Raw genomic sequence first — 23,835 nt, 5'->3', positions numbered from 1 at the left:
CTCTTTGGTATAGTGTACCAAAAAGGGGGCCGTAACCAAAAGCGGGAAAATTAATCTATGGTAACCAATTCGTATTCGTCATTTCCCATGCCCAATTCTTTCATATAGGAAAGCTGGCGCAATCCCTCGCGGGACTCTATGCGCTCTTTTAAATCATGGCTTTCCTCATCGGGCAGGGCGTATACCATGTCTACGGAGGCTTTGTCTATGGCAAGCAAATCGGTAGACGCCAAAATGCCGATGTTGCGCGTTTTGGGTTCCGCGGCGGACGTACCGGCGCAATCACAATCCACGGACATATTGCGCAGTACGTTAATATACACAATGTTTTTGCCAAAATGGTCCGTAACGGCTTTGCCGCCTTCCACCATGTTCTCCATAAATTTAGCTTTGCTGTCGCGCCATAAGTCGCTGCCTTGGCTGCCGTGCAGCAGGGCCTTTCCTACTTTACCGTCCGCACAGCCAATAGAAATGTTTTTGAGCGAACCGCCAAAACCGCCCATGGTATGCCCTTTAAAATGCGTGAGCACTACCATAGAATCATAATTGAGCAAATTCTTACCAACGGACATTTCTTTAAAATGCTTTCCCCCTTTAATGGGAAGCATTACAGCGCCGTCTTCGTCCATAATATCCACGGGGCAGAAATCCCAGCCGTTGATTTCAATGGTTTTGCGGTGGGCCTCGGTGGTATGGCGGCCGCCTTCATACAAGGTGTTGGTTTCCACCAAGTTGCTGTTGGGGATATGCTGCTGGAGCCCTTTTACCATATAAGGCGGAATAATGTTAGGACCGTGCGGCTCCCCGGTGTGCACTTTAATGGCCACTTTACCCTGTATGTTTTGGGAAATTTTGTCATAAATTTTAACCAATCCCTCCGGGCTGATGTCTTTGGTAAAATACACCACGGCCGGCTGGCTGGTTTGCTCAGCGGCAGGGGCATCTTCTTTTGTTTGGGAATCAGTGCAGGCGGCTGCCAACAAGCCTAACCCCGCCAAACAAATTACTGCTTTATTCATAAAGTTCCTCCTTATCATAAAAATGCCTATGTTATTTATTGTACTGCTTGGAGTAGCTCCAAAGTCAAGCATTTTTTGGGCCGGGAAAACAGGGGGAGACTCTTTCTTACCGGCCGGTAAATAAAGTTTGCCAAATACAAGGGTAAAGTTATACAATATACATAGACTGGGTTTCAGCCCGGTTTCCCGCATCTGTTTTTGCGGGGTTTTACCGTTTTATTTTACGCAAAAGGAGACTTCTCTAATATGGCAAAACTAGTTGCTATGGACGGCAACGGCGCAGTATCCCACGTCGCCCATGCTACCAACGAAGTAATCGCTATCTACCCGATTACCCCTTCTTCCACGATGGGTGAAATCTGCGACGCGAAAAGCGCCAAAGGTGAAACCAACATTTGGGGCAACGTTCCCATGGTGAGCGAGCTTCAATCCGAAGGCGGCGCTTCCGGCGCGGTGCACGGTTCTTTAACCGCCGGCGCTTTAACCACCACTTTCACCGCTTCCCAGGGTTTACTGTTGATGATTCCCAATATGTACAAAATTGCCGGGGAACTCACGCCGACCGTATTTCACGTGTCCGCCCGCGCGGTAGCTACCACCGCTCTTTCTATTTTTGGTGACCATTCCGACGTAATGGCCGTACGCCAAACCGGCTGGGCCATGCTCTGCTCTGACAATCCGCAGGAAGCCATGGACATGGCGCTTATTTCCCAAGCGGCCACCTTGCGCGCCCGCGTGCCTTTCTTGCATTTCTTTGACGGTTTCCGCACCAGCCATGAGCTGAACATGGTGGAACCCCTCACCAAAGAACAAATGCACGAAATGATTAACGACGAGCTGGTAGCCGAACACAAATCCCGCGGTTTAAACCCGGAACACCCCACCGTGCGCGGCACCGCCGCCAACCCGGACGTGTACTTCCAGGCGCGTGAAGCCGTAAACAAATTTTACAACGCCGTACCCGGCATTGTAAAAGAAGAAATGGCCAAGTTTGAAAAAATGACCGGCCGCAAATATGACCTCTTCCAATACGTAGGCGACGCCGATGCTGAACGCTTAATCGTTATCATGGGTTCCGGCGCGGACGTAGCCCAAAACGCCGTGGAAGCCATGAAAGGCCAAAAAGTGGGCGTACTGAAAATTAAACTTTTCCGCCCCTTCAGCATTGCGGATTTTGTGCGCGTCATTCCCAACACGGTTAAGAAAATCGCCGTTATGGACCGCACCAAAGAACCCGGCTCCTTGGGCGAGCCTTTGTTCCAGGACGTATGCGCCGCTTTCTTGACGGACGAAGCCAAAGCCAAATTCCCCGCTACCCCGCTCATCATCGGCGGCCGCTATGGTATTGGCTCTAAAGACTTCACCCCGTCCCACGTAAAAGCCATTTTTGACAACTTGGCCGCCAAAGAACCTAAAAAAGGTTTCACCGTGGGCATTAACGACGATTTAACCCACAACTCCCTGCCGGAAACCAAATTGGAAAGCAAAGCCGCTTCTGACATTTTTGCCGCTTTGTTCTACGGTTTAGGGTCCGACGGTACCGTAGGCGCCAACAAAAACACCATGAAAATCATCAGCGCCAACGGTTTCTTTGCCCAAGGCTACTTTGTGTACGACTCTAAAAAATCCGGTTCCATGACCACGTCCCACATCCGCTTTGGCAAAAACTACATCCGCGCCCCGTATTTAATCCAATCCGCTGATTTTATCGGCGTGCATATGTTTGACTTCTTGGATAAATACGACGTGCTGGGCAAAGCCAAAGAAGGCGCCACGGTGCTCATCAACGCTCCGTACAGCGCCGACGAACTTTGGAACCACTTAACGGCCGAAGTACAAAAAATCATCATTGACCGCAAACTGAAAGTGTACACCATTGACGCTTCCGAAATTGCGCTCAAAACCGGCATGGGCAGCCGCACCAACACCATCATGCAGACGGCCTTCTTCGGCATTGCGGGCGTAATCCCCACCGAAAAAGCCATCGCCGACATTAAAGAAGCCATTAAGAAAACCTATTCTAAAAAAGGCGAAGAAGTGGTAAAGAAAAACTATGTAGCGGTAGACGCGGCCTTAGCCGGATTGCATGAAGTAAAATACCCGGCGCAAGTCACCTCCACCCTGCATACCAAAGCTCCTGTTCCGGCCAGCGCCCCGGCATTTGTAAAAGACGTTTTGGGCGAAATGATTGCCGGCCGCGGGGACGAGCTGCCCACTTCCGCCATGCCGGAAGGCGGCGTATATCCTACCGCCACCACGCAGTATGAAAAACGCAACATCGCCATTATGGTGCCCCAGTGGGACCCGAACACCTGCATACAGTGCGGTTTCTGCTCCCTGGTGTGCCCGCATGCGGCTATCCGCATTAAAGCCTATGACGCGGCCGATTTGAAAAATGCTCCCAAAACCTTTAAATCCGCCGACGGCAAGGGCGATATCGCCGGGCTCAAATTCACCGTACAAGTAGCGGTGGAAGACTGCACCGGCTGCGGCGCCTGCGTATTTAACTGCCCGGCTAAAAACAAAGAAAACCCGGAAAAGAAAGCCCTCAATATGGTGCATCAGCTTTCCGTACGGGGAGACGAAATCGACAATTTCGCTTTCTTCTTGGGCTTAAAACAAGCCGATGTAAAAACCAAAAAAGAATCCGTAAAAGGCTCTCAGTTCCGCCAGCCGTTGTTTGAATTCTCCGGCGCGTGCGCGGGCTGCGGTGAAACCCCTTACGTGAAACTTTTAACCCAGCTGTTTGGGGACCGCTTGGCCGTTGCCAACGCCACGGGCTGCTCCTCCATCTACGGCGGAAATCTGCCCACCACCCCTTACTGCAAACGCCCGGACGGCAAAGGGCCGGCGTGGTCCAACTCCTTGTTTGAAGACAATGCGGAGTTCGGCTTGGGTATGCGCCTGGCTTTTGACCAGCTCAACCACGATGCCAAAGCCGCTTTGACCGCGGCCAAAGAAGGCGGTTTAAAAGAACACGCCGCTTTGATTGACGCCGTTTTGAACGCTGACCAATCCACCGACGCGGGCATTGAAGCCCAGCGCAAAAACGTGGCGGATTTAAAAGCCGTCCTGCAAAAAGGCGCCGAAAAAGGCTGCGAAGAATGCAAACGCCTCTTGAGCTTGGCGGATTACCTGGTGAAGAAATCCGTCTGGATCTTGGGTGGTGACGGCTGGGCCTATGATATTGGCTACGGCGGTTTGGATCACGTACTCGCCAGCGGCAAGAACATCAAAATCTTGGTACTGGATACGGAAGTATACTCCAACACCGGTGGTCAAATGTCCAAAGCCACGCCTTTAGGCGCCAAAGCCTTGTTTGCCGCGGGCGGCAAAACCATGCCTAAGAAAGATTTGGGTATGATTGCCATGACCTACGGCAACATCTATGTAGCGCAGGTAGCTATGGGTGCCAACATGAACCAAACCATCCAGGCCTTGGCGGAAGCGGATGCTTACGATGGCCCGGCTTTGGTAATTGCTTACTCCCACTGCATTGCGCACGGGATTGACATGTCCAAAGGTATGGGCGAAGCCAAACGCGCCGTACAAGCCGGCCGCTGGATACTATACCGCTTCAACCCGGAAGCCCGCTACGAAGGCAAGAACCCCTTACATGTGGACAGCCCGCTGACTGCCCCCACCTTGCCGTTGGCCGATTATATGAGCGGCGAAAACCGCTTTAAAGGCTTAATGCGCGATAACCCGGAACTGGCGCAGCAGTTAATTAAACGCGCCGAGTCCGAATACGCCTGGAGACGCGACCTGTACAAACAACTGGCCGCTATGGTTCCGGCGGAAAAGGTAGAAAAATAGTTTGAAGTAAGAGAAGTCTAAACCCCCCGGTTGGAATACCAACCGGGGGTTTTATATTAAATGGTTAAATAATATTAATTTTTAACCGGATAGTAATCATAAAAAGCAATTGTTTTTTCTGGGGCCGACAAGCCGCTAACGGCTTGGCACAACCGCACAAAACGAGCATTTGAGAGAAAGGCACAGCAATAAATAGTTTGGCTTTTATAATCCAAGCGATATTGATAGGTCTGGGCGCTGCGCGGCTCAAAAAACATTTGATATGACTGAAGCGAAACATAAGGACGATAAATTCCTTTTAACGTGGGTTCTATATCTAAATCGTCTAAATCCGTTGCATAGGAACCATTGGCCATGTAATAAAGCTGTTGGGCGTCCATAATGGCTTTCATAGAAGGGGTTAAGGAAGCCCACTCGGCCTTATCCACCGCCAGCTGATACTGCGGCACGGCAATAGCCGCCAATATACCAATAATGAGTACTACTACTAAAAGTTCTACAAGCGTAAACCCGCTTATATGGCTTGTATTCTTGTTTTTCATATTAAACCCCTTTTTTTTGACTAAATTTGATTTCTAATCAAATTTATCAAAAAAAAAAAACAAAACAAGCCCCTGTATATTATGTGCAAGCTCCACTATTATATACGCTACCGCCTCCCCCCTCTTTTTGCTAGAATAACCCCAATAGGAGGACGCATGAAAACAATTAATGTGGCTGTTATCGGTTTTGGGTTTATGGGTAAAACCCACACCTATGGATATCAAACCATCCCTTTATTTTATGAGCCTGATTTTCAGGTTCGCCTGGCTGCCGTGTGCGCCAGCCGTTACCAAAACGCCTTGGCCGCCAAAGAGCGCTACGGCTTTGCCCATGCCGCACATGATTTAGACGAAATTTTATCCCTTCCCGATATAGACGTTATAGACATCTGCACCCCCAACGCCCTGCATACGGAAGCTATTTTAAAAGCCTTAGACGCCAAAAAACATATCTATTGCGAAAAGCCCGTAGCCTGCGGCCCGCAGGAAACCGCCCGCATTTTGGCACACCCTAACTTAAACAGCGTGACCACGCAAACCGTTTTTAACAACCGTTTTACTCCAGCCGCCAAACTGGCTAAAGAATTTATGACACAAGAACGCCTGGGCCGTATTTTATCTTTCCGCGCGCATATGATTATGCCTTCCAACGTGGACGCGCAAAAACCCATGCGCTGGCGCAACAGCCGCCAAACGGCGGGCGGAGGGGTGTTGTATGATTTGGGCGCGCATGTAATGGACATGCTTACTTGGTTGGCAGGCCCCGTGGCCAGCGTTTACACCAAAAACCAAACCGCCTACGCCACCCGGCCGGACGAAACCGGAAGGCCCGTCCCCGTGGATACGGACGACGCCTCCTACTCTATCATCACTTTATCCAATGGCGCAGTGGGCACAGCCGAAGCTAACAAACTGGCTACCGGAACCAATACGGATTTATACATAGAAATTCATGGGGAAAAGGGCGCCTTAAAGCTGGATTTTATGGACCCCAACTGGCTGTACTTTTATGACGCGCAAGACCCGCACCCCGGCTACAAAAAAATAGAAACCGTACAGAAATACCCCGCCGGGACGGACTTTCCCCCCGCGCGCCACCCCATGGGCTGGATACGCGCCCATGCGGATTGTTTGTATGAATTTCTGCACGCCGTGAGCGAAAACCGCCCCGCGACCCCTTCTTTGCAAGACGGGTTATATGTGCAAAAATTGCTGGACGCTATGTACCAATCCGCCCAAGAAAATAGGGAAATTACACTATGAACAAAAAAATAACTATATGCATTATTATATTGTTGGTATGCGCCTTGGCGTGGAGTTACCGCCAACAACGCCAAGAACAACTGGCCGCCACTTTAATTGCGGACGCTTACGCCGGGGATTTAATTGCCGTTAAAAATGACTTGGAAGACGGAGCCCCCCTGGATTACACCCTGCTGTTTGAAGACGAGGAACGCCAATACGCCGGGGCGGATTTTACCGCCTTGCACGCGGCGGCTTCGGGCGGGAATGAAGATATTATCAATTTATTTTTAGACGAGGGCCTTTCCATTGACCGCCAAACCCCGCACGGCTGGACGCCCCTTTTTGTAGCCGTGCGCGACGGACGGGCCGAAGCCGCCAAACTGCTTGTTTTCCGCGGCGCCAACCCCAACATACCCACCGATACCGGCGCCACCCCGCTTATTATGGCGGTTACGCAAAAATTCCCTACCGAAAAACAACGGCTGGATTTGGTAACCTATCTGTTAAAACGCGGGGCGGACCCAAACCTCTCTACCCAAAACGGGTTGGACGCATTATTTTTTGCCGCCTCTTACCAAAAAAACCCGGAATTGGTAGCCCTATTGTTGGAATACGGGGCCGATACCCAAACCAAGAATTACAAAAAACTGCTAAAACTGCTAAAAACCCGCACGGATAAAGAGAGTAAAAAAATAGCCGCCCTGTTACAAAAAGCGGTTAAAAAATAACAACTCTCTTATGCTAATTGCCGATAAAAAACCTACCGTTTTAAGGTAGGTTTTTTATCTTCCACACAGTTATGCTCAAATCAGATTTTAAAACATTTATTTTTTGCCGGACAACCGGTCCCACAGGTTGCCGCTGGAACGGCCGGTAAACGGGTCCCGCTCGTAATCCTGCGCTGTTATACGCACGGTGGAAGCGGGCGGCACCGCCGCTTGGCGCCAAGGGTCCGGCTTTAAATCCTGGCGCATAAAGTCGTTCAAATGCTCCCAATAATACCACAGACAATAAAAGGCCAGCACCATGCACGCCGCCGCCGCAAAATAAAACAGGCTGGCAAAAAGGCTATCCCATTCCAGCAGGCCGAGGGGTTTTAACATATAATACCAATCCCCCGGCGTTCCCGGCCCGGAGGAGCTGACCATGTCGGAAGACGTCAAATGCAAGTTCATCGCGCGCGCGTCCGCGCAATAACGCGCGGTGGAATACCAACACCCCGCCCAATAATACCATACCAACACGGAAGGCCACCTCCCCCCCGGTATGCGCCAGCACAGCCACAACAACACCGCGGGCAACAGCGCTTCGGCCATAGGCCCAGCCCACAAGCTGATGGTTTGGCTGTGGGTAAGCCCCCAGGCAATACGGTGGGAAAACTCATGCACTAAATAAATGGGAAAATAAACAAAAACGTTATCAAACAAAAGGGTCAGGGGCCAAACATCACGCCACAAAAATAACAGCCAAGAAGCCAAAATAACCCCCAACAAAGATACCCAAGTCCACTTAAAAGCTAATGGGCTTTGGCGGGAAGCGTCAATAAATGAAAAAAAGTCCCGAAATAATGCTTTTATTTTTTGAAACATACATCTTCTTTCTCTTTTTTACCACGGTTTTGAGCGGCCTGCAAACTAAACCGGCAGCCACAGTATTGCTGGGAATAAAAATTCAGCTCTTTCCATACCGCGCGGCGGGCTTCCTCTAAACCGTTGCGGCGCCAGTTGGTTTCGTTATAAACCACCCCTTCCTGCGCGCAAGCCGCGCGGGCGGCCGCGTTTACCTGCTCCATATCTTTATAGCGAGATACCCCCAGTACGGAAGATATTTCCTCAAAACCATGTTCCTTGGCGTATTGCGCCGCCTTTTTAAGGCGCATAAAAAAACACACGCTGCAGCGTTTGCCGCGTTCAGGCTCGTTCTCCAACCCGGTGACCAAACGTTCCCATTCCTGGGGTTCGTAAGGCAGTTCCACAAAATGAATGCCAAAATGCGCACAGGCGCGCTTTTGCTCGTCCCGGCGTTTTTCATATTCGCTAAGCGGATAAATATTGGGATTATAAAATAAGAGGGTTACGTCCAACCCTAAGGCCGCCGCGCGGGAAAGCACCCCCCCGGAACAGGGAGCGCAGCAAGAAAGCAACAATAATTTTTTAGCGTTTGGCATATTTACAGTGTACAAAATAAAAACCCGCCGGTATTTACGCCCGGCGGGTTTAGTCAATCATATCTAACTATTCGGCGTCTTTGGTATCTTCTTCCTGCGTTTTGAAAGAATCTTGCAAGAGCTGGCCCAGCGTAGGGCGAGGAGCCTGTTTTAGATACTGGGCAACCACTTTGCGGTTTTGAACCTGGTCATATTTCTTGACGGAAAGGTTTACCGTAAAAGTTTCCGGGTTGACGCCCACTACCAAAGTAGTGATGGTATCGCCTTCTTTGGCGGTAAAATCACGCCCCATTTCAAACGGGCTGATGAAACCTTTGGTATTGTTTTTGCCGATGGTGCATTCCACCCCTTCTTCAGACACCTTGGTTACCGTGGCTTTCACAGAGCTCTTGTACGGATAGCGGCGTTTCAAAGCGTCGGCCGGGTTGAGGAATAATTGTTTCAAACCAAATTCCAATTTGGGGGTTTCTTTGTCCAAGTGGATTAATTTGGCTTTCAAGCGCTGGCCGCGGCGGAAATTGGCAATGGCGGTTTCAGCGTCTTTCCAGGCAACGTTTTCCAACGTAACAATGCCTTCAATGCCGTGGAAGCGAAGGAATAATTTATCCTTATCCACTTTAGCCACCACTACGCGCAAAACATCACCTTCTTTAATTTCGCTTAATACCTGGGTGCGGCGGACGGCTTCGTCCTCTTCCAACACTTGTTTGCGGGAAACAATCAGTTTCTGTTTTTCTTTAGAAAACTCTACAATCTGGGCTTTAATTTTAGCGCCCACGGGCAGGTAATGTTTATAGGCGGTGTGAAGCTCAGACAAAGAAAGCGGCATAAATCCGCTTACGCCAAAAACTTCCACAATGTATCCCCCTTTCACCGTTTGCAAAATAACGCCTTTTACGCGTTCTTTGGCTTCATAGGCTTTTTTGCATACATCCCAGCCTAAATATTCCAACGCTTTTTTGTGAGATAAAATAGCGGGTCTTTCATCAGAACCTTTTTTAACGAGTACTGCGGAAACCTTATCGCCGGCGGCCGGCAAAGTTTTTCCTTCAAAATCAGACACGGGGATAGCCCCTTCTTTTTTGGTTCCGGTATCCACTAAAATATTATCCTGCGTTACCTGCACAACGGTTACTTCTACAATTTCCCGTTTGTTCAGTTTCTCCGATAAAGACTCTTGCTGCGCAATTAACTGGTCCATCGTCATTTCTTGTTCGTTAATTGTTTCTTCCGTGGTTTTAATTTCTTCGTTTGTAGTCATAAGTCCTTATTTACAGTCCGTCGCATGGTGCGGACTGCGTAATCCTCCGTTAGATATTAATTGATATAATTGCGTCCATTATTTCGTTTGCAAAACGTTTGTACTGCTCTTTGGGTTCTTGGGCAGGGTCCTGCCGCAAGTGCATTACCGTGCCAAATTTCACCCGTATGCGGCGCACCCACGGCCAACCAAAAGTGCCCTCCACCTTTACAGGCAGCACCGGCGCCTGGGTATGATACACCAAGTAGCCTATGCCGCTTTTCGGTTTGCGGGGTTTGCCGTCTTTAGAGCGGGTTCCTTCCGGAAACATTACAATACTTTGCCCTTTCTCCAACGCGCGCACCACTTCTTTTAAGGCACCAAAATCGCCGATTGTGCGGGTACGGTCCACCGGGATATAGCCGCTGCGGCGGAAAAACCACCCCAGCCCCGGCACGGCAAATAACTCTTTTTTGGCAACGAAGCGGGAATCACGCACCAACCCCGCGAACGAGCCGATTGCCGGCGGATCCGCGTTGGAAAGGTGGTTGCCCGCTATAATGAGGGCCCCGGTTTTGGGGATGTTTTCCAACCCCTCTACCTTAAAGTCATAACAGGTTTTAAAAAAGATCCTTGCTAATAATTTTACCAAATTAAGAAGCATACTGGGAAATCTTCTCCGTCACAAAGTCTATCACTTGCTGCATGCTTAAGCGGGAAGTGTCCACCACCACGGCGTCTTCGGCCGGTTTCAGCGGGGCCACGGCGCGGTGGCTGTCACGCCAGTCCCGCTCTTTAATAGAAGCCAAAATGGCCTCGTATTCAGCGGGTTTGCCGGCTTCTTGCAGTTGTTTTACGCGGCGGTTGGCGCGTTCTTCGGCGGAAGCGTCTAAATAAAATTTTAACTCGGCATCCGGGAAAACCACGGTGCCAATATCGCGCCCTTCCATCACTACTCCGCCTTCCTGGCCCACTTCGCGCTGGCGCTGGGTCAGCACCGCGCGCGCCTCTTTATTGGTGGAAACTTTGCTGGCAACATTGCCCACTTCTTCTAAGTGCAATTTGGAGCCCAAAAATTCCCCGTCCACCAGCATTTTTAACGCGCTGGAAGGCTGGCGTTCAAACGTGAATTTTAAATTTTGTGCCAAAGCCAGCACCTCATCGTGGGAGGAAGGATCCACCCCTTTTTCAAACACTTTATAGGCAAGCGCACGGTACATTTCCCCCGTGCTTAAAAAACCGTATCCTAATTTAGCCGCAACGGCCAGGCCGACAGAAGATTTCCCCGTGCCGGCCGTGCCGTCTATCGCTATTAATAAACCTTTCTCGCGCATGATTAATTCTCACCCGCTACGGCTAAGCTGTCCGTTACGCCGCGGATAGCCAACATGATAGCGTCCGGAGAAGTGGCCGCGGAAGTGGCCGTTTCCATATCAATAGCCCCTTCTTGATAAAGTTTAGCCAAAGCTTGGTCAAAGGTTTGCATCCCGTAGAAAGCGCCATTTTGCATTTGTTTTTGGATGTCGCTGGGTTTATTTTCCATAATCAGCTTGCGGATTTGAGGCGTGGAAACCATAATTTCCAGCGCGGGGCGCATACCGGGTTTTATAGTAGGCAGCAAACGCTGGCAAACAATACCGCGGATTAATTCAGACAGCTGCAAACGCACTTGGGCGTGCTGTTCCACCGGGAAAGCGTCCGTTAAACGGGAAAGCGTCTGCGTAACGTTTACCGTGTGCATGGTACCCAATACCAGCTGCCCGGTTTCCGCCGCGCCGATGGCGGCTTTCATTACCTCTCCGTCGCGCAATTCACCGATTAACACGACATCCGGGTCCTGACGCATGGCCGCGCGCAAAGCGCTGGTATAAGAAGGCGTATCCACCCCCAGCTCTAACTGGCTGATGATGCAGCGGTTTTCCGTATGAATAAATTCTACGGGGTCTTCCACTGTTAAGATATGGCCGGTACGGGTTTGGTTGATATAATCCACCATGGCGGCTAAGGTGGAGGTTTTACCGGAACCGGTCATACCCGTCACCAAAATTAAACCGCGGCGGTTTTCAGCCATTTTTTTAAGTACGTCTCCCGGAAGGTGGAATTCTTCAAAGGTAGGGATTTTAAGAGGGATGTGGCGTATAGCCATACAAATTTTGCCCATTTGGCGAAACACGTTAAAACGAAAACGCCCGTAGGATTTGGCGTCTAAAGAAAAGTCTACGGAACTATACTGCTCAAAAATTTTGCGTTCGCGGTCACCCATACAGGCATAGGCCATTTTTTTGGCTTCATCGTTGGGGATAAAGCTGTCGTCAATGGGTTTAATCTGACCGTTCAAACGCACAAAAGCGTTGGAATTTCCGCGAATATGCAAACCGCTGGCGCGGTTATCCACTACCGTTCTAAGCAAACTCTGTAATCCTACTGCCATAGAATATCCCTCCGGGTTATTATTTCCGGCCCTTTTTTCTTCTTAAAAACGCCGGGATGAGCATATCGTCTTCCGGCGCGGCGGGTTTAGGCTCGTCAAACCCCGCCAAAACAGTTTCCTGCAAAGCATTGCGTTTAGCGCCTGCCGCCATGTCCGGCAATGGACGGCGGACATTATACAAATTGGCTTTTTCCGCGCTGAAACCGGTGGCAATCACCGTTACTTTAAATACGCCGTTCAGCGTGGAATCATACGAATGGCCAAACATTACGATGGAATCGTTACTGGCATACTGGCGGATTAAATTCATCACTTCCCCTTGCTCCAGCAAGGTCAAGTCCTCTTCCGCCAAAAAGTGGACAATAAAACCTTTTGCGCCGCGGATATCGGCATTTTCCAACAACGGGGAAGAAATGGCCTTTTTTACCGCCTGTAAATGGCGGCCGGGCCCGCTGGCTTCCCCTATGCCGATAAGCGATTTTTGGGAGCGGCACATCACTTTGCGTATATCGTTAAAATCTATATTTACTTCGCCCGGTTTGGTAATCACTTCCGATATTCCCTGCACCGCCTGCAAAAGCACTTCATCCACCATTTTAAACGCGTCGCGGGAAGAAGTTTCCGGGTCTATGTTGGCAAACAGTTTTTCATTAGGCACAATAATCATGGAATCCACATACTTTTGCATTTCCTTAATGCCTTCGTCAGCCTGCCTTTCACGCACGTAACCTTCAAAATTAAACGGACGGGTAACCACGCCCACTACCAATAAATCGTCGCCATATAAATCTTTGGCCAGTTTAGCCAAATACGGCGCCACGCCCGTACCCGTGCCGCCGCCCATACCGGCCGTGATAAACAGCAAATCACACTGGCCGATAATAAGTTTTAATTTTTCTTCGGATTCTTCCGCCGCCAGCTTGCCACGTTCCGGGTCTCCCCCAACGCCTAAGCCTTTGGTGATTTTTTCGCCCACTTGCACCAAATAAGGGGCCTTGTTGCGGCGCAGGTCTTGCGCGTCCGTATTAACGGCAATAAAATCCACGTCTTTTAAGCCGCTTTCCACCATGTGGTTAATTGCGTTGCCGCCGCCGCCCCCAACGCCAATTACTTTTATTTTGGCTTTTTTGGTTTCAAATAAATCGGCCGGCATAAATAAATTCTTCATAAAAGCCTCCTTCAACCGCCAAACAAGTTGAAGTTTTTAAACGCTTTGCCTATTTTCCCAAAGAAAGAAGCGTCTTTATCAAAACCTTCCCGGGAATAATCTTCCACCCCGCCTCCCTGGCACGTATACAGCGCCAGCGCCATGGCAGTAGAATATTTAGGCTCAAAAAATTCTTCGTCAGAAGTTAATAAATCACGCTGCACTCCGCCCAACCGGACTTCCTTCATTCCTAAAATATTAATGCAGTGGTCCGTTACGCCGGGCAGCAAGCTGCCCCCGCCCGTCAGCACGCCCAACATAGGAAAGTCCTTATAACCGGACTGTTCCACACAGCGGCGGATGTACTCAAACAATTCTTCCGTGCGGGGCTGGATAATATCCAAAATAAAACTCTTTTTAATATTGTGTATGGTGCGCCCGTCTAAAGAAGGAACGGGGATTTCGCCGTCTTCATCCAAAGACGTGGGGAAAGAAACGCCGTATTTTTCTTTAATGTCCTGCGCGTTTTGGCGGCTGGTGCGAAGCCCGCAGGAAAGATCCCGGGTAATTAAATCACACCCGTAAGGAATATCACGGGAAAATTTTAAAATGCCGTCAATATAAATACCCACGGACATGGTTTCCCCGCCCAAATCTATCACCATGGCGCCCAGTTCCTTTTCTTCTTGGGTCAGCACGGCATCCCCCAGCGGAACCAAACCGTAAACGATATTATCTATGCGGTAACCGGGGCGCTGTATGGCTTTGGCTAAATTGTTCAAATGCGTGGAAGAACCCGTGGTAATATGCACGTCCACTTCCAATAAAGAACCTTCCATCCCTTCCGGGTTGGAAATACCTTTTTGTTTGTCTATGGCAAAACCTTGGGGGATTACGTTGATGATTTCGTTATCATTCTTAATGGGCATGGCTTTGGCGTTCTCTATGGCCAGAGCCATATCCGCCTGGGTAATTTCCTTGTCTAAGCGGGAAATATTGTACGTACCGTGGTTGGAAAAAGACTCCAAGTGAGAACCGCGCACGCCCACCACTAGGGTGGAAACATCTTGGTTCAATTCACGCTCTATACTGCCCAGCACGTGCTGCACGGCGGCGGAAGTTTCACGTATATCCAACACCACCCCCCCGCGCAAGCCCTTGCAGGGAACGCTGCGCCCCGCCAGTACCTGTAAAGTTCCGGTTTCGTAATCCTGCGCGGCGGCGATACACGTCATTTTGCCGCTGCCTATATCTAAACCTGCAATGATATTTGTTTTAGCCATAAAACAACCCCTAAATCCATTATAAAACTTATTGGTCAATCTGTGTTAAAAAAACTTGGCCGTTTTCAAAAAAACGGAAATCCATTTTTTGAGGTCCTTTCTCATTGCGGCGGCACCAATCTATAATTTGAGCCGCCCGGCGGGACTTTTCTTTCAGCTGGCGGGCCGGGCCAAATTCTATTACGGTCCCGTCAGGCATATGCATAGAAACGGCGTCTTTTGTTAAATTAAAACGCAAAAAAGCGAAAGAAAGTTCTTTTTCCAACCGCAACGTGTTTTGTACCAGTTCCACAAACTCACCGGATAATTTCTCCGGCACTTTGCCTTCCAGCTCCACAAACGGAACCGGGTTTTCCAACACGGCGGAATTATCGGCATACACGGTGCTGTCGTTATCTATGTAACGCACGGTTCCGCCCGGCAAAACAAATTTTGCCACCGGGGAACGCCTCTCAACATGTATCTTTAACGCGTCGGAAAATAAACCGCGGCTTACGTTTACCTCACGCAGCATAGGGTATTTTTTTACCAGCTGTTCCTGTAAATCCGCCGCCTGTTTAGCCGTAAAGGGTTTATTTAGTTTGCTTTTACCCAAAGACTGCAGCTCTTTATATAAAGCGCCTTCCGCCCCGCGAACCTCTACCTTTTTGGGTTGCCAGTTAGATAAATCAGACGAGGCATACGCTTTATAGCTTTTGCTTAAGCCTACGCAAACCGCCGCCAAAATAAAAAGGGAAAATAAGATAATAGAAAAACGTTTTAAGCCCTTACCGCGCCGCCGGGGAGTTCTTTTACTTACAAAAGATGACGGCCGATAATAATCATACTTTTTCATGTGCTTAAAACCAAAAAGAAAAAATGGGCGGAAAGGGAGTTGAACCCTTAAGGACTTTCGTCCACACGGTCCTGAGCCGTGCGCGTCTGCCATTCCGCCACCCGCCCATCACAAAACATATTATAGAAAATTTTTCAAATTCTTGCCACTTTATTTTATTAAGCCTAAAGCATCGCGCCAAAATACAGCCACGGGTTAGAAACGGATTTTATTTTTAAAATTTTGTTCCATTTCACGGTTTAAATCCCGCTTCTTGATGGATTCACGCTTATCAAATAAATGTTTCCCTTTAGCCAAGGCCAGTTTTACTTTGGCCCAACCGTTTTTAAAATATACTTCCAGCGGAACCAAAGCGTAACCTTTTACCTCCGCCTTGGACGCCAGTTTGCGTATTTCTTTTTTGTTTAACAACAGGCGGCGCGGGCGGGTGGGGTCAGGCTCGGTAAGCGAGTTAAATTTATACGGCTTAACGTGCATATTGTATACATACGCTTGTCCGTTTTCCACACGCACAAAAGCCCCCTCCAGGCTAAGCTCTTTCTGGCGGATAGACTTTACCTCCGCCCCTAAAAGCTCCAGCCCGGCTTCAAAAGTTTCTTCAATAAAAAACTCGTGAAACGCTTTGCGGTTGGTGCATACCACTAAAACAGATTGCTTGCTTGGCATGGTTATATCATAGCAAATTTTAAGACGGCAAAACTGCTTACGGCGCTTGAAAACGGAAACAAAAAGACCCCCGAAAACCGGGGGCCTTACGCAAAATACAACGGCTATTTATCCGTTACATAATGACAGCCGATAGACTGCGGGTTTTTTAACGCCGCGTAGGTAATTAACAAGGCCGTCTGCACGCCGTTACGCAAGTCCAGCAATTCCTGGCACAATGAATTGCCTTTATAGAAAGAGTCAATTTCATTATGCAAGTGGCGCAATATTTTTTCCGCACGGCTTAAATGGGTGCGGCTGCGCATCAACCCCACGTAATTCCACATGGTGCTTTTAAGGGTGGCCAAATCTTGCTTTACCAGGTTAATATCCGGTGTTTCCCGCGGGATGACCCATTCCTTAGGCTGGGGTAAACAGAACGTTTGAGAAGCGATGTCCTTGGCGTCTTCCTGCGCGCACAAGTAACCCATGCCCACCGCCTCCAATAAAGAGGTGCTGGCCAAACGGTTAGCGCCGTGGTAGCCCGTGCAGGCCGTTTCCCCAATGGCGTTTAAATTTAAAATATTGGTGCGGCCTTGGGGCGTAGCGTAAACCCCCCCGCAAAAATAGTGGGCGGCCGGAACCACGGGAATAGGTTCTTTAGTTAAATCCACCCCGCCTTCCAAACATTTTTTGTAAATGGCCGGGAAGCGGTTTTTGGTAAACTCCGCCGGTTCATGCGAAATATCCAAATACACACAGTCGTGCGAAGTTTTTAGCCGTTCTTCCTCTATGGCGCGGGCCACGATGTCACGCGGGGCCAAGTCTTTGAGTTCATGATAACGGGGCATGAACGCTTCCCCGTTTACGTTACGCAGAACAGCGCCCTCCCCGCGGAGCGCCTCAGAAATTAAAAAGTTTTTGCCTTTGGCAAATACCGTGGGGTGAAATTGCACAAATTCCATATTCATCACGCGCGCCCCCACACGGTACGCCATCGCCACGCCATGCCCATACGCATGGGTGGAATTGGTGGTATGGCGGTACACCTGCCCTATCCCGCCGGTGGCCAAAACGGTTTTCTTGGCCACGATGGCGTATACCTCGCCGCTTTGGTTATCCAGCACGTAAGCGCCAAACACGGTAAGCGGGTGGTAACGGTCCAAAATATTGGTGGAAGAGTGGGATAAGGTTAATAAATCAATGGCGGAAGTATATTCTTTAATGGTAATAAGCGGGTTTTGCGTTACCGCTTTTTGAATGGCCGTAAGCAAAGCGTGCCCGGTGGTGTCTTTGGAATAAATAATGCGGTTCTTGCGGTGCGCGCCCTCACGCGTAAAGCAAAGGTTGCCTTTTTCGTCCCGGTCAAAATTGGCGGGGGCTTCTTTTAAAAAAATCTCTTTAACCGCTTGGCAGCCGGCTGTGGAAAGCGTGCGGACGGCTTCATCATTACATAAATGGGCGGTAGCCATTTGTACGTCTTCCAGCAAATCCTGCATAACCAAGTTGGGTTCGTACACAATACCGCCCTGGGCCAAATCACTGTTTGCGTCAGATAAAGGACCGCAGCACAGCATAATGGTACGCAGGCCTTTTTTGGCGGCCTGGTGCGCATATACACAGCCCGCCACACCGGCGCCTATAACTAAACAATCCGTTGTTATTGTTTTCATACATATATTATATATAAATTAAAATCCCGCAACAGAAAAATGACTTGCTTTTTTATTTTTATTTTATTATTATATATACCCCCTTTTTACAAATGCATATAAAATTTGATATAATTTTTATGTAAGAAAATTCTCCTGTGCCTGAAAAGACGCAGAACGATTTTTAAAAAGGAAAAATAGGAGAAACAAGAAAATGAAAAGAATGAACAACATCTTGGAAGCTGTAGCCAAAGCGTTGGTGAAAGTGGGCGAAAACGTAAGCGGCGCCAACTACATCACCTCCCGCCACAACTAATCCAAAGAATCGTTGAAAAGTAAGCAGTTTGAAGCCGGCCAGATACCCCCGGCGGACAGGTGAGAAGATCTTTCTTCCCCTGTCTAAAACAGCCGAAAACAATTTGAAACATTACTTGAAACGCGGCCCGAAAGCCGCGTTTATTTTTGGCATAAAAAAACCGGCCCCGCAAAAGGCCGGTTGTTAAAATTAGGCAAGACTACGGCTTAGTACAAGAACTTCCGCTGCAGTTGGAATAACCGGCGCTGATGCAAAAATCCGTATTGCCGGTGCAGGAGTCTTTAAGTATGGCATTGCCTACCCCGCAGTCTATAGGAATATTAATTTGGTAACTTTCCCCGCCTATGCGTCTTACCACAATGCTAGAACCGCTGCGGGTGATATTAAAGCGGCCTTCCAAATTAACGGAATTGGTTCCCATCTGCGAACCGCTGGCGGAACTGCTGGTGTCAATATCCAGCTGCGTCCACGGCGTATCAAAGCTGCCGCAAGTACCATGCCGTTCATAATCCGCACGCGCCAAAGCTTGGGCAATTTGATGGCCCATGTTTAACCCTTCCGCAAATTTAGCTCTTTCCACCGTGCGTTTATAACCGCCCAGCCCGATAGAAGCAATAATGGCCAAAATTACCACCACTGCCATAAGTTCAGCCAATGTAAAACCTTTTTTCATAAAAACCCCTTTCCTAGAATATATAGTTAATTATACTCTTTTTTAGCCTACTTTCAAGCAATGCTTTTTGATGGCCGGGTTATTGAATATTCCCCAAAAAACCGATATACTATACAAAGATTTACAAAGGAGATTTTCTATGAGAAACCATTCAGGGTTTACTTTGATTGAGATGCTAGCCGTGGTACTGATTATCGGCATGCTGGTTTCCGTGGCGCTGCCCCAGTATAAGCGTTCTGTGGTGCGTGCGGAAGCCATGGAGGCGTTGTCCAACGTAAAAACTTTGCAGGATTCCGCCCTGCGCGCTAAAGCCGCCAGCCCAAACCGTACCGCGCCTACCACTTTAAACCAGCTGGATATAGACTTTTTTGACGCCAGTTCAAAAGATTCTTCTACTTTTTCCTTCGGCCGCTATAATTATTCTATGGGAACAGACGCAATAACCGTTCAAAAAACAGCCGGAAGCAACACCTATTCTTTCAAAGCGTATTACCCGAATTTAAACGGCATAGGCGGGCAAATTACCTGCTCCGCGGACGCAAAAACCACGTGGCTGTGTGAGTCCATGTGTTTGGAAACCGCCAGCGGCGGATGTACCATGAAAAACGGTGAATACGTTATTAATTAAATTGCTATATTACGAGAATACCCCGCTTTTAGGCGGGGTATTTTTATATATGGCTTCCCTTAAAAAAAACTAAAACCCCGGCATCTTGCCGGGGTTTTTATCTTGACACATTACTTTTTCTTTTTGCGGGCAAACAGTTTTGAAAACGCTTTTTTAACAAAACTTTTTAACCCCTTCTTGGGCTTTTCATTGCCTGTGTTCCGGGCGGCCAGTTCACGCTGTTTTTTAAGCGCGCGCTTGGAAGCCCCTACCCGCGTAACATGATGCCCGCCAAAACGGTTTTCCGTTTGGGAAGAACGCCCCGGCTGCGGCTGCTGGCGGCGCGGTTTATGCGGGGTTTTCTTTTTGGCGGAAGGAACCACCAAGGTATCCGTAGCCAAAATAACGCGCGGTTTGTAATTTTCCTGGCGGGAAGGGGCTTCGGCCCGTTCTTCCTCCCGGCGGTGCCCGCCGGATAAACGCCCGCGCGAACGCCCGCGCCCCTCCTCCTGCGCCACAAATTTGGGAGTAGGAAGCGGGTCTATGGTTTTTTCCACCAGTCTAACGGGGGTGGAAAATTGGGCCACTTCGCTGATTTCACGCCATTTGTCTTCGTCTCCGGCTATAAAAGATACGGCGCACCCGACGGACCCCGCACGGCCCGTACGGCCAATGCGGTGGATGTAGTCTTCCGGGCATTGGGGCAAATCATAATTAATTACATGTCCAATGTGGGGCACGTCAATCCCGCGGGCGGCTACGTCCGTAGCCACCAAGACGGGCAGCATGCCGTCCCGGAAAGAGTCCATTACCTGCTGGCGGCGGTTTTGGCGCAAATCCCCATGCAGGGCGTTGGCTTTAATGCCATACATTTTAAGCTGTTTAGCCAAGCGGTCCGCCCCGTGTTTGGTGCGCACAAAAACCAAAATAGATCCTTTGCGGGTTTTTAATTCGTGAATAAGCTGGGGCAGTTTTTCCCGCACGCCCAAGCAGATAATTTCCTGGCTGACCAAATCCACCGTGGACGTAACAGACCCTATCTGCACGCGCACCGGGTCCTTTAAATATTGGGCCGCCAAAGAAGTAATTTCTTTGGGCATCGTGGCGGAAAAGAGCAGGGTTTGTTTGCCGTTTTCGGGCAGGATATAGGCGATGGTTTGGATATCGTCCCGAAAGCCCATATCCAGCATGCGGTCCGTCTCGTCCAGCACAAAATAGCGCACGTCGCTTAAATCAATGGTTTTGCGTTTCATGTGGTCAATCACGCGGCCGGGCGTGGCGATAATAAAGCGCGGGCGCTTGGCCAATTTGGTTATTTGGCGGTCTATATTATCCCCGCCGATAACCAACACCGCTGTAAAGCGGGGGTCTTTTTCCACCAAATCACGCAAAGCTTCATAGGTTTGCTGGGCCAATTCCCGCGTGGGGGAAAGCACCAGCGCGCTGCCCCCCTCTTCTTTTTCCATACGGGTTAAAATAGGCAGTAAAAACGCGAAAGTTTTACCGGTACCCGTTTGGGCGGTGCCCAGCACGTCGCGCCCGTTGAGGGCGGGCTCAATGGCCTGCGCCTGTATGGGCGTAGGCGTGGTAATGCCCAAGCGGTGCAACGCTTTTTGCAAAAACTCGGGCAAGATGCGAAAGTCTTTCATTCTGTAAATATCCTTTATATATTAATCTGCGTGCAGGAGGGCTTGGCATTGTTCGTTTAAAGAAAGCCATTCCTCCTCACGTTTATTTAGTTCGTCCGTCAGCAGGGCAAGCTCTATGCTGCCGTCTGCCGAGTACTGCGCCACTAACTGTTGTTCCAGCTGGGCTTTGCGGGCGGATAATTTTTCTATCACTTTATCCAATTCCCGTATTTGTTTTTTAAGCGGGGCCGCTTCCGCGCGGCGTTTGGCCGCGTCTTTGCGCTGGCGTTCTTTGCCGGATATTTTATCACTGGCGCCATTGGCCCCTTTATTGCCGTTAAGCAGTTGGTTTTTGTAGTCTTCCAAATCACCGGTAAAGTTTTGGCAGGTGCCGCCGCGCACAATCCACAAAGTATCACACGCCAGTTCTATGACGTGCAAATCGTGCGTGATAAGCACCACGGCGCCTTCATATTCGTTCAGGGCTTCCAACAGCGCCTGGCGGGATTGTATATCCAGGTGGTTGGTGGGTTCGTCCAAAATAAGCAAGTGAGGGGCGTCTTTGGTAATAAGCGCCAAAAGCAGGCGGGATTTCTCCCCCCCGGACAGTTTGCCAATTTCCGTATCGGACTTGGCTTTATTTAACCCAAATGCCCCCAGTTGCGCGCGGATTTGCGTTTCACTGGCGCCGGGCATCACTTCGGCCAGTTGCTCAAAGGGGGTTTTGTCCACGTCCAATTCTTCCGTTTGGTGCTGGGAGAAATAGGCGATTTTCATTTTTTTTGCCGTCGTCATGCGCCCGCTCATGAGTAACAACCGGTGGGAAAGCACCTTTGCCAGAGTGGATTTACCGTTCCCGTTGGCCCCCAAAAGGGCGATGCGGTCGTCCTGCTCAATACGCAAATTTAAGTTGCTTAAAACAGGCTTCTCATCATAACCCGCTACCCCGTTTTCTATGGAAATTAAAGACTGGGTAAGCCGGGTGGGAGACGGAAACTGAAAATGAACTTCCGGGTCTTTGGGTATGGGCGGGATTTTCCCCATTTTTTCAATCATCTTAATACGGCTTTGGGCCTGCTTGGCCTTGGTGGCTTTATAGCGGAAACGATCCACAAAAGACTGCAAATGCGCCACCACGCGCTCATGCTTGGCGGCGGCTAAACGCGCGCCTTCTATGGCGGCGGCGCGGGTGCGCTCAAACTGGTCATAATTGCCGTTATAGAGCTTTAGTTTGGCGTCTTCCACGTGGATAATTTTATCACACAGCAGGTTTAAAATATGCCGGTCATGGCTGATGATGAAAATGGTTTTATCCAAACGGCTTAAATAGTTTTCCAGCCAAACGGAAGTTTCCAAATCCAGGTGGTTGGTGGGCTCGTCTAACAGCAAACAAGTGCTGGGGGCATACAAAGTGGCGGCCAAACAGGCGCGCACCTGCCACCCGCCGGAAAACTCTTTTAAAGGGCGGTTAAAATCTTCGTTCACAAACCCCAGCCCGCTTAAAATGGCGCTGGCACGCGCGGTGGCGCTGTGCGCGCCTAAATTTTCCATACGCTCAAATACTTCGGCCAGGCGTTCCCCCGTAATGGAAGGGTTTTGGGATTCTTTTTCCAGGGCGGTCAGTTCTTTATCGGCCGCCAATACAAAAGGGAGAAGTTGTTGGGAAGGGTCCGCAATGTCCTGCGCTACGGTTACTATTTGGGTGCCGCGGGTAATGTCTATCTTTCCGCCATCGGGGGAGAATGCCCCCATAATCAGCTTAAAAAGGGTACTTTTTCCGCATCCGTTTTGACCTACCAGGCCCACTTTTTGCCCGTCTTGTATCATTACGGAAGTGTCTTCAAACAAAGCGCGGACGCCGAAATGGAAGGAAAGGTTTTTTATGTCTATCATACGTAGTATATATATTTTACTAAATTATAAGGGGTGTGGGCGGCACGCCCGGCGCTATAAACGAGAACGGCCTCCCTTTTGGGGAGGCCGTTTCCTCTTTGCGTTAGCTAGAGCAAGGAGGTCTCGTGAATTTACCAACCGTTCTTAACACAGGTTGCTTTCTTCTCCTGACAAATTACTCCGTTGCTCACATACGAAATGCAAGCGCAACAAGTGCCGGAACACGAAGGGATAACTTCAGCTGGTGAAATTCCAGGAAGATGCGAAATCCAATTGCCATTTCCGCCTTGAGTGTAAGAATAAGACAAGGATTTCGGACAATATGTACCCTGATAGCCATCACAATTCGCGCCAGCTGAAGCATTTCTACAAATTTGGTTTCCAGATGAAACGCTAGACGGACAAGAAGAAAGCGTTTTGTTGCGGCAAGCTTGCGGCGAAGAGTTAGCTGAAAAATTCAAGGACGTTACACGCGTACCCCTATTAGAAGTGGAAACCCATTCAAAAGTAGGTTTACCGCAAGTCCAGCACGTGCTATCCGTACTGGGCGCTGTGGGACAACATTCCGCTTTATGGCTGGCTTTGTAGGCGGCATTGGAACAGTCCTGGGCGGAACATTCTTTATCCCAAGCTCCCCACTTGCAAGTAGCCGTATTGCAAGTCCGTCTGCGATAAGTTCCATCTGGGCATTTTTCT

20 protein-coding genes and 1 tRNA gene are annotated in these 23,835 nt (G+C 49.5%); 4 read left to right on the top strand and 17 right to left on the bottom strand.

Annotated features, from left to right (window positions below; genetic code table 11):
* Positions 1–50: 50 nt before the first annotated feature.
* Positions 51–1,019, bottom strand: coding sequence for a DUF362 domain-containing protein (locus ACQY33_RS06465; RefSeq protein ID WP_428075085.1), 969 nt, complete (start codon positions 1,017–1,019; stop codon positions 51–53).
* Between the two features lie 246 nt (positions 1,020–1,265).
* Between ACQY33_RS06465 and nifJ the strand changes: the two genes are divergently transcribed.
* Positions 1,266–4,835 (top strand): pyruvate:ferredoxin (flavodoxin) oxidoreductase, encoded by a 3,570-nt coding sequence (nifJ, locus tag ACQY33_RS06460; protein ID WP_428075083.1) that lies wholly within the window; start codon positions 1,266–1,268, stop codon positions 4,833–4,835.
* A gap of 74 nt (positions 4,836–4,909) precedes the next feature.
* Here the strand turns inward: nifJ and ACQY33_RS06455 are convergent, their stop codons facing one another.
* Entirely contained in the window at positions 4,910–5,377 is a 468-nt protein-coding gene (locus ACQY33_RS06455) for a type IV pilin protein (RefSeq protein ID WP_428075081.1), read from the bottom strand.
* 156 nt (positions 5,378–5,533) lie between these two features.
* Between ACQY33_RS06455 and ACQY33_RS06450 the strand changes: the two genes are divergently transcribed.
* Together ACQY33_RS06450 and ACQY33_RS06445 are read left to right on the top strand one after the other, a co-directional pair.
* Positions 5,534–6,640: a Gfo/Idh/MocA family protein gene (locus ACQY33_RS06450; protein WP_428075079.1), complete on the top strand. Its 1,107-nt coding sequence runs from the start codon at positions 5,534–5,536 to the stop codon at positions 6,638–6,640.
* Positions 6,637–7,350, top strand: coding sequence for an ankyrin repeat domain-containing protein (locus tag ACQY33_RS06445; RefSeq protein WP_428075077.1), 714 nt, complete (start codon positions 6,637–6,639; stop codon positions 7,348–7,350). The genes ACQY33_RS06450 and ACQY33_RS06445 overlap by 4 nt, the downstream gene beginning before the upstream one ends.
* Positions 7,351–7,446: 96 nt before the next feature.
* Here the strand turns inward: ACQY33_RS06445 and ACQY33_RS06440 are convergent, their stop codons facing one another.
* The 13 genes from ACQY33_RS06440 to ACQY33_RS06380 form a co-directional block, all read right to left on the bottom strand.
* Positions 7,447–8,211 (bottom strand): hypothetical protein, encoded by a 765-nt coding sequence (locus tag ACQY33_RS06440; protein WP_428075075.1) that lies wholly within the window; start codon positions 8,209–8,211, stop codon positions 7,447–7,449.
* Entirely contained in the window at positions 8,196–8,789 is a 594-nt protein-coding gene (locus tag ACQY33_RS06435; RefSeq protein WP_428075074.1) for an epoxyqueuosine reductase QueH, read from the bottom strand. The genes ACQY33_RS06440 and ACQY33_RS06435 overlap by 16 nt, the downstream gene beginning before the upstream one ends.
* Positions 8,790–8,856: 67 nt before the next feature.
* Positions 8,857–10,050 (bottom strand): S1 RNA-binding domain-containing protein, encoded by a 1,194-nt coding sequence (locus ACQY33_RS06430; protein WP_428075072.1) that lies wholly within the window; start codon positions 10,048–10,050, stop codon positions 8,857–8,859.
* Positions 10,051–10,099: 49 nt separating this feature from the next.
* Positions 10,100–10,693, bottom strand: coding sequence for a lysophospholipid acyltransferase family protein (locus ACQY33_RS06425; RefSeq protein ID WP_428075070.1), 594 nt, complete (start codon positions 10,691–10,693; stop codon positions 10,100–10,102).
* The gene (gene cmk / locus ACQY33_RS06420; protein WP_428075068.1) at positions 10,683–11,363 is read right to left on the bottom strand and encodes a (d)CMP kinase; all 681 of its coding nucleotides are present in this window, start codon (positions 11,361–11,363) and stop codon (positions 10,683–10,685) included. Before cmk ends, ACQY33_RS06425 begins: the two co-directional genes overlap by 11 nt.
* A gap of 2 nt (positions 11,364–11,365) precedes the next feature.
* Positions 11,366–12,460, bottom strand: coding sequence for a type IV pilus twitching motility protein PilT (locus ACQY33_RS06415; RefSeq protein WP_428075066.1), 1,095 nt, complete (start codon positions 12,458–12,460; stop codon positions 11,366–11,368).
* A gap of 19 nt (positions 12,461–12,479) precedes the next feature.
* Positions 12,480–13,628: a cell division protein FtsZ gene (gene ftsZ / locus ACQY33_RS06410; RefSeq protein ID WP_428075064.1), complete on the bottom strand. Its 1,149-nt coding sequence runs from the start codon at positions 13,626–13,628 to the stop codon at positions 12,480–12,482.
* Positions 13,629–13,639: 11 nt separating this feature from the next.
* On the bottom strand, positions 13,640–14,890 hold the full coding sequence (ftsA, locus tag ACQY33_RS06405) for a cell division protein FtsA (RefSeq protein WP_428075062.1): 1,251 nt from the start codon (positions 14,888–14,890) through the stop codon (positions 13,640–13,642).
* A 28-nt stretch (positions 14,891–14,918) separates the two neighbouring features.
* The gene (locus tag ACQY33_RS06400; RefSeq protein WP_428075060.1) at positions 14,919–15,725 is read right to left on the bottom strand and encodes a cell division protein FtsQ/DivIB; all 807 of its coding nucleotides are present in this window, start codon (positions 15,723–15,725) and stop codon (positions 14,919–14,921) included.
* Positions 15,726–15,749: 24 nt separating this feature from the next.
* Positions 15,750–15,832 (bottom strand) — tRNA-Leu (locus ACQY33_RS06395).
* An 88-nt stretch (positions 15,833–15,920) separates the two neighbouring features.
* A complete protein-coding gene (gene smpB / locus ACQY33_RS06390; RefSeq protein WP_428075058.1) occupies positions 15,921–16,391 on the bottom strand; it encodes an SsrA-binding protein SmpB in 471 nt (156 codons plus the stop codon).
* Between the two features lie 104 nt (positions 16,392–16,495).
* Positions 16,496–18,043: an L-aspartate oxidase gene (locus tag ACQY33_RS06385; protein ID WP_428075056.1), complete on the bottom strand. Its 1,548-nt coding sequence runs from the start codon at positions 18,041–18,043 to the stop codon at positions 16,496–16,498.
* A gap of 494 nt (positions 18,044–18,537) precedes the next feature.
* Positions 18,538–19,011 (bottom strand): type IV pilin protein, encoded by a 474-nt coding sequence (locus tag ACQY33_RS06380; RefSeq protein WP_428075054.1) that lies wholly within the window; start codon positions 19,009–19,011, stop codon positions 18,538–18,540.
* A 139-nt stretch (positions 19,012–19,150) separates the two neighbouring features.
* On the opposite strand from ACQY33_RS06380, the gene ACQY33_RS06375 reads away from it, so the two are divergent.
* Positions 19,151–19,639 carry a type IV pilin protein gene (locus ACQY33_RS06375; protein WP_428075052.1) on the top strand — a complete coding sequence of 163 codons (489 nt, stop codon included), beginning with the start codon at positions 19,151–19,153 and terminating at the stop codon, positions 19,637–19,639.
* Positions 19,640–19,749: 110 nt separating this feature from the next.
* Here ACQY33_RS06375 and ACQY33_RS06370 read toward each other — a convergent pair whose 3' ends face one another.
* Both ACQY33_RS06370 and ACQY33_RS06365 read right to left on the bottom strand, forming a co-directional pair.
* Positions 19,750–21,267, bottom strand: a complete 1,518-nt coding sequence (locus ACQY33_RS06370) for a DEAD/DEAH box helicase (protein WP_428075050.1) — start codon at positions 21,265–21,267, stop codon at positions 19,750–19,752.
* Between the two features lie 21 nt (positions 21,268–21,288).
* Positions 21,289–23,139: an ABC-F family ATP-binding cassette domain-containing protein gene (locus ACQY33_RS06365; RefSeq protein WP_428075048.1), complete on the bottom strand. Its 1,851-nt coding sequence runs from the start codon at positions 23,137–23,139 to the stop codon at positions 21,289–21,291.
* Positions 23,140–23,835 lie beyond the last annotated feature (696 nt).

It is taken from the genome of Candidatus Avelusimicrobium aviculae (assembly GCF_949292495.1).
Classification (GTDB): domain Bacteria; phylum Elusimicrobiota; class Elusimicrobia; order Elusimicrobiales; family Elusimicrobiaceae; genus Avelusimicrobium; species Avelusimicrobium aviculae.
This window is presented reverse-complemented; position numbering and strand designations above follow the sequence as displayed.